At 69.4% G+C, this 5,010-nt stretch carries 2 protein-coding genes; both read left to right on the top strand.

Annotated elements, in window-relative coordinates:
- Positions 1-2,916: pullulanase-type alpha-1,6-glucosidase (pulA, locus tag Mterra_RS18760; protein ID WP_119316526.1), on the top strand; the 2,916-nt coding region annotated here is incomplete at its 5' end.
- Between the two features lie 29 nt (positions 2,917-2,945).
- Positions 2,946-5,010 (top strand): alpha-amylase family glycosyl hydrolase (locus Mterra_RS18755; RefSeq protein WP_119316525.1); only part of this gene is annotated, 2,065 nt, incomplete at its 3' end.

The following is a 5,010-nucleotide window of genomic DNA, read 5'->3' as shown; positions in this document are numbered from 1 at the left end:
CCCCTCAGGGAGGGCTACGCCCGCGTCCACTACCACCGCCCCGACGGTAACTACGAGGGCTGGGGGCTGCACCTGTGGGAGGACACCCTCGAGGCCGTCGAGTGGACCAAGCCCTTCCCCCAGACCGGCACCGACGAGTTCGGCGCCTACTGGGACTTCCGGCTCAAGGAGGGGGCGAAGAAGGTGGGCTTCATCGTGCACAAGGGCGACGAGAAGGACCCCGGCCCCGACATGTTCCTGCTGATCGAGACCATGGGCCGCGAGGTGTGGGTGATCTCGGGCTCGGCCCAGATCTACAGCCAGAAGCCTGACGTCACCGCGCTGCCCAAGGGCGACTTAGCCAAGGCCCAGGCCCACTGGCTCGCCCGCGACCTCATCGCCTGGAACGCCGAGGTTCCCGCGGGCGGCAGCGTGCGGTTCTTCTACAGCCCCTTCGGGCGCATGAAGCTGGGGCGCGACGGCCTGAGCGGGGGCTTCGCCCTCGAGCTCCAGCCCGCCGAGCTGCCCCAACCCCTCAAGGCCCGCTTCCCGCACCTCGCCGCCTACAAGGCCTTCCGCTTGCCGCAGGACGAGCTCGAGAAGGTCCCCGGCTTCCTCAAGACCCAGACCGCCGTGGCCGCCTTCGACAAGGACGGCAAGCTCACCGACGCCACCTCCTTGCAGATCCCCGGCGTGCTCGACGAGCTGTTTTTCTATAGCGGCCCGCTGGGGGTGAGCTGGGAGGGCGGCAGGCCCACGCTGCGCGTCTGGGCGCCCACCGCCCGCTCGGTCAGGCTGCACCTCTTCGAGCGCGGCAGCGGGGGAGAGGGGAGGGTGCTCGAGATGGCCGAGGAGAAGGGCGTGTGGAGCATCCGCGGCGACGCCTCGTGGAAGAACCGCTTCTACCTCTACGAGGTGGACGTCTGGGTGAACTCCACGGGCAAGTTCGAGAAGAACCTCGTCACCGACCCCTACTCGCTGGCGCTGTCCACCAACTCCCGCCGCAGCCAGATCGCCGACCTTTCCGACGCCAACCTCAAGCCCCAGGGCTGGGACAGCCTGAAGAAGCCGCCCCTGGAGGCCTTCGAGGACGTGGTGGTCTACGAGCTGCACGTGCGCGACTTCAGCGTCTTCGACAACACCGTGCCCGAGAACCTGCGGGGCACCTTCCGGGCCTTCACCGTGCCCACTTCCAACGGCATGAAGCACCTGAAGGCCCTGGCCGGCGCGGGCCTCACCCACCTGCACCTGCTGCCGGTGATGGACATCGCCACCATCGACGAGGACAAGTCGAAGTGGAAGAACCCCGGCGACCTCTCGCGCTTCCCCCGCGACTCCGCCGAGCAGCAGAAGGCCATCGGCGCCATCCGCGACGAGGACGGCTACAACTGGGGCTACGACCCCTGGCACTTCAACACCCCCGAGGGCTCCTACGCCACCGACCCCGAGGGGGCGGGGCGCACCCTCGAGTTCCGCCAGATGGTCGCCGCGCTCAACGGCATCGGGCTGCGGGTGGTGGTGGACGTGGTCTACAACCACACCAACGCCTCGGGGCAGGCCGAGAAGTCGGTGCTCGACCGCGTGGTGCCCGGCTACTACCACCGCCTCAACAAGGACGGGCTGGTCGAGACCTCCACCTGCTGCCAGAACACCGCCACCGAGCACCGCATGATGGAGAAGCTGATGGTGGACTCGGTGGTGCTGTGGGCCAAAGCCTACAAGGTGGACGGCTTCCGCTTCGACCTGATGGGCCACCACATGAAGGCCAACATGGAGGCCGTGCGCAAGGCCCTCGACGAGCTGACGCTCGAGAAAGACGGCGTGGACGGCAAGAAGATCGTGGTCTACGGCGAGGGCTGGAACTTCGGGGAGGTCGCCAATAATGCCAGGGGCGTCAACGCCACCCAGGCCAACCTGGCCGGGACCGGCATCGCCACCTACTCCGACCGCCTGCGCGACGCAGTGCGCGGGGGCGGGCCCTTCGGCGACCCGCGGGAGCAGGGCTTCATCAGCGGGCTCTTCACCGCCCCCAGCGCCTTCACCCAGCTCGCGCCCCAGGCCCAGCGCCAGAAGCTCTTGGCCCAGACCCAGTGGATCCGCTCGGGGCTGGCGGGCTGCCTCAAGGACTACCGCATAGGCCCCGGCCTCACCGGCGGCCAGGTGGACTACAACGGGCAACCCGCGGGCTACACCGCCGACCCCCAGGAGTGCATGAACTACGTCTCCAAGCACGACAACGAGACCCTCTTCGACGCGGTGATGTACAAGGCCCCCGCCGACGCCTCGCTGGCCGACCGCATCCGCATGCACAACCTGGGCCTGGCTACCGTGATGTTCAGCCAGGGGATCCCCTTCTTCCAGGCCGGCGACGACCTGCTGCGCTCGAAGTCGGGCGACCGCAACTCCTACAACTCCGGCGACTGGTTCAACCGCATCGACTGGAGCTACCAGACCCACAACTGGGGCATCGGCCTGCCGATGGAGGGCGACAACCGCGAGCGTTACCCCTACCTGGGGCCGCTGCTGGCCAACCCCGCCTTCGTGGTCAAGGCGCAGGACGTCCAGAACGCCGCCGCCTACTTCCAGGAGCTGCTGCGCGTCCGCAAGTCCTCGCCGCTGTTCCGCCTGCGCACCGCCCGCGACGTGCACGAGCGCTTATCCTTCCCCGAGGGCCCCAACCAGACCCCCGGCCTCGTCGTGATGCTGCTGAACTCGGGCTCCCCGGCCCTCGACCCGGTCAACAAGCGGGTGCTGGTGGTGTTCAACGCCGCCCCCGGCGAGGCCCAGGTCAACGACCCCGCCCTGCGCGGGGCCTGGCGGCTGCACCCCGTGCAGCAGAACTCGGTGGACCCCCTGACCAAGGCCTCGAGCTACCGCGACGGGGTGTTCCGGGTGCCGGGCCGCACGGCGGCGGTCTTCATCGAACCCGGACCATGAGCGCGGGAGGTTGAGCGATAATGGCGCGCATGAACGCCTTGACGCGGCGGTTGGCCCTGCTGCTGGTGGCCCTGCTGGCCCTCGCCAGCGCGGCCAAAGTCCCGGTCACCTTCACCTACGACCCCCCGGCGGGCCTCGAGGTGCGCTCGGTGAGCCTGCGGGGCAGCTTCAACAACTGGGCCGAGCTGCCGATGAACAAGCAGGACAACGGCACCTGGAGCCTGAGCGTGGAGCTCGAGCCCGGGGTCGTGCAGTACAAGTTCTTCATCAACGGGCAGTGGCCGAAGAACATGTGCGACGACCCCACCTTCGGCACCCCGCAGGTGGACGCCGAGGCCCAGGGCTGCGTGGACGACGGGCAGGGCGGCCTCAACGCCTTCCGCGAGGTGCGGCCCCAGGCCGACCAGCCCGCCGAGGACGAGGCGGAGGCGCTGGGCTTCGAGCACGACCCGGGGGCGGTGCGCTACGTCTCGCAGGCGGCGGGCAAGCTCTCGGTGCGCTTCGAGGCGCGCGAGGGCGCGGTGAAGGAGGCCTACCTCGAGGCCGCCGAACGCTACCCCATGCACCGGCAACTGGCCTACGCGGGCATAGAGCTGTGGCGGGCGGCCGTCCCGCCCTCGCCGGGCGAGTACCGCATCCGGGTGGTGGGCTCCGGCGGCCAGGAGCAGAGCTTCGGCCCCTTCCGCCCGCCCCAGCAGCCCTTCACGGCGCTCGACTGGGTGAGCAGCCGGGTGGGCTACCAGGTCTTCCTCGACCGTTTCGCCAACGGCGACCCCGCCAACGACGAGAAGGCCCTCGCCACCGACGAGTACAACTTCAACCAGGCCTGGAACAAGGACCCCGGCGCCCCCAAGCCCTTCGTCTCCAAGTGGAGTGACCCCCCGGCGGGCGACCACTGCTGCCACCAGTACTACGGCGGCGACCTGGCGGGCTTCATCCAGAAGCTGCCCTACCTGCAGGAGCAGGGCGTGAGCCTCATCTACTTCAACCCCCTCTTCACCTCCGGCTCGGCCCACGGCTACGACACGCATTCCTATCTCGAGGTCTCGCCCAAGTTCGGCGACAAGGCGCTGCTGAAGAAGGCCCTCGACGAGGCCCACAAGCGCGGCATCCGGGTGATCTTCGACTTCGTGCCCAACCACACGGGATTGGGCTTCTTCGCCTTCCAAGACGTGGTCAAGCGGGGCCGCAGCTCGCCCTACTGGGGCTGGTACTTCATCAAGAAGTGGCCCCTGGTGCCCGGCGACGCCACCGCCTACGACACCTACGGCGGTTTCGGCAGCCTGCCCAAGCTCAACACCGCCAACCCCGGGGTGCAGCGCTACTTGCTCGAGGTCGTGAAGTACTGGCTGCGATTCGGCTTCGACGGCCTGCGCGTGGACCACCCCCAGGGCGTCGTCAACCGCGAGGCTTTCTACACCGAGCTGCGCCGCGCGGCCCGCTCGGTCAAGCCCGACGCCTACCTGGTGGCCGAGATCTGGGAGCGCGACTCGAGCTGGCTCCAGGGCGACCAGTTCGACTCCCTGATGAACTACGCCGTGGGCCGCGAGGTGGTGCTGCGCTACGCCCGGGGCGGGGCCCTCTTCAGCGGCGGCCGCATGCTGCCCGAACTCGCCCGCGTCTACGGCACCTACGCCGAGGCCGTGGCGGCCATGAGCTTCAACCTCATCGGCTCGCACGACACGGTTCGCGTCCTCACCGACCTGGGCGGCGGGGGCCTGCGCGACACCCCCTCCGCCGACGCGCTCGGCCGCGTCCGGCTGGCGGCGGCGGTGCTCTACGCCCTGCCAGGCGTGCCGGTCTTCTTCCAGGGCGACGAGTGCGGCTTCGGCGGCGAGATGCCCAGCAGCCCCCCCTACGACCTCCACCGCTACCCCGTCCAGTGGGAGCGCTGCAAGCCCGACCTCCAGGCCCACTTCAAGCAGCTCGCCCTGCTGCGCAAGGAGCTCCCCGCCCTCACCAGCCCCGTCTTCCGCACCCTCAAGGGCGACGGCCCCGTCATGGCCTTCCTGCGCGGCGAGCCCGGCGACGGCGAGGTCCTGGCGGTGTTCAACAACGGCAACGAGCCCGCCCGCCTCGAGCTCCCCCCCGCCC

Source organism: Calidithermus terrae, from assembly GCF_003574345.1.
Classification (GTDB): domain Bacteria; phylum Deinococcota; class Deinococci; order Deinococcales; family Thermaceae; genus Calidithermus; species Calidithermus chliarophilus.
This window is presented reverse-complemented; position numbering and strand designations above follow the sequence as displayed.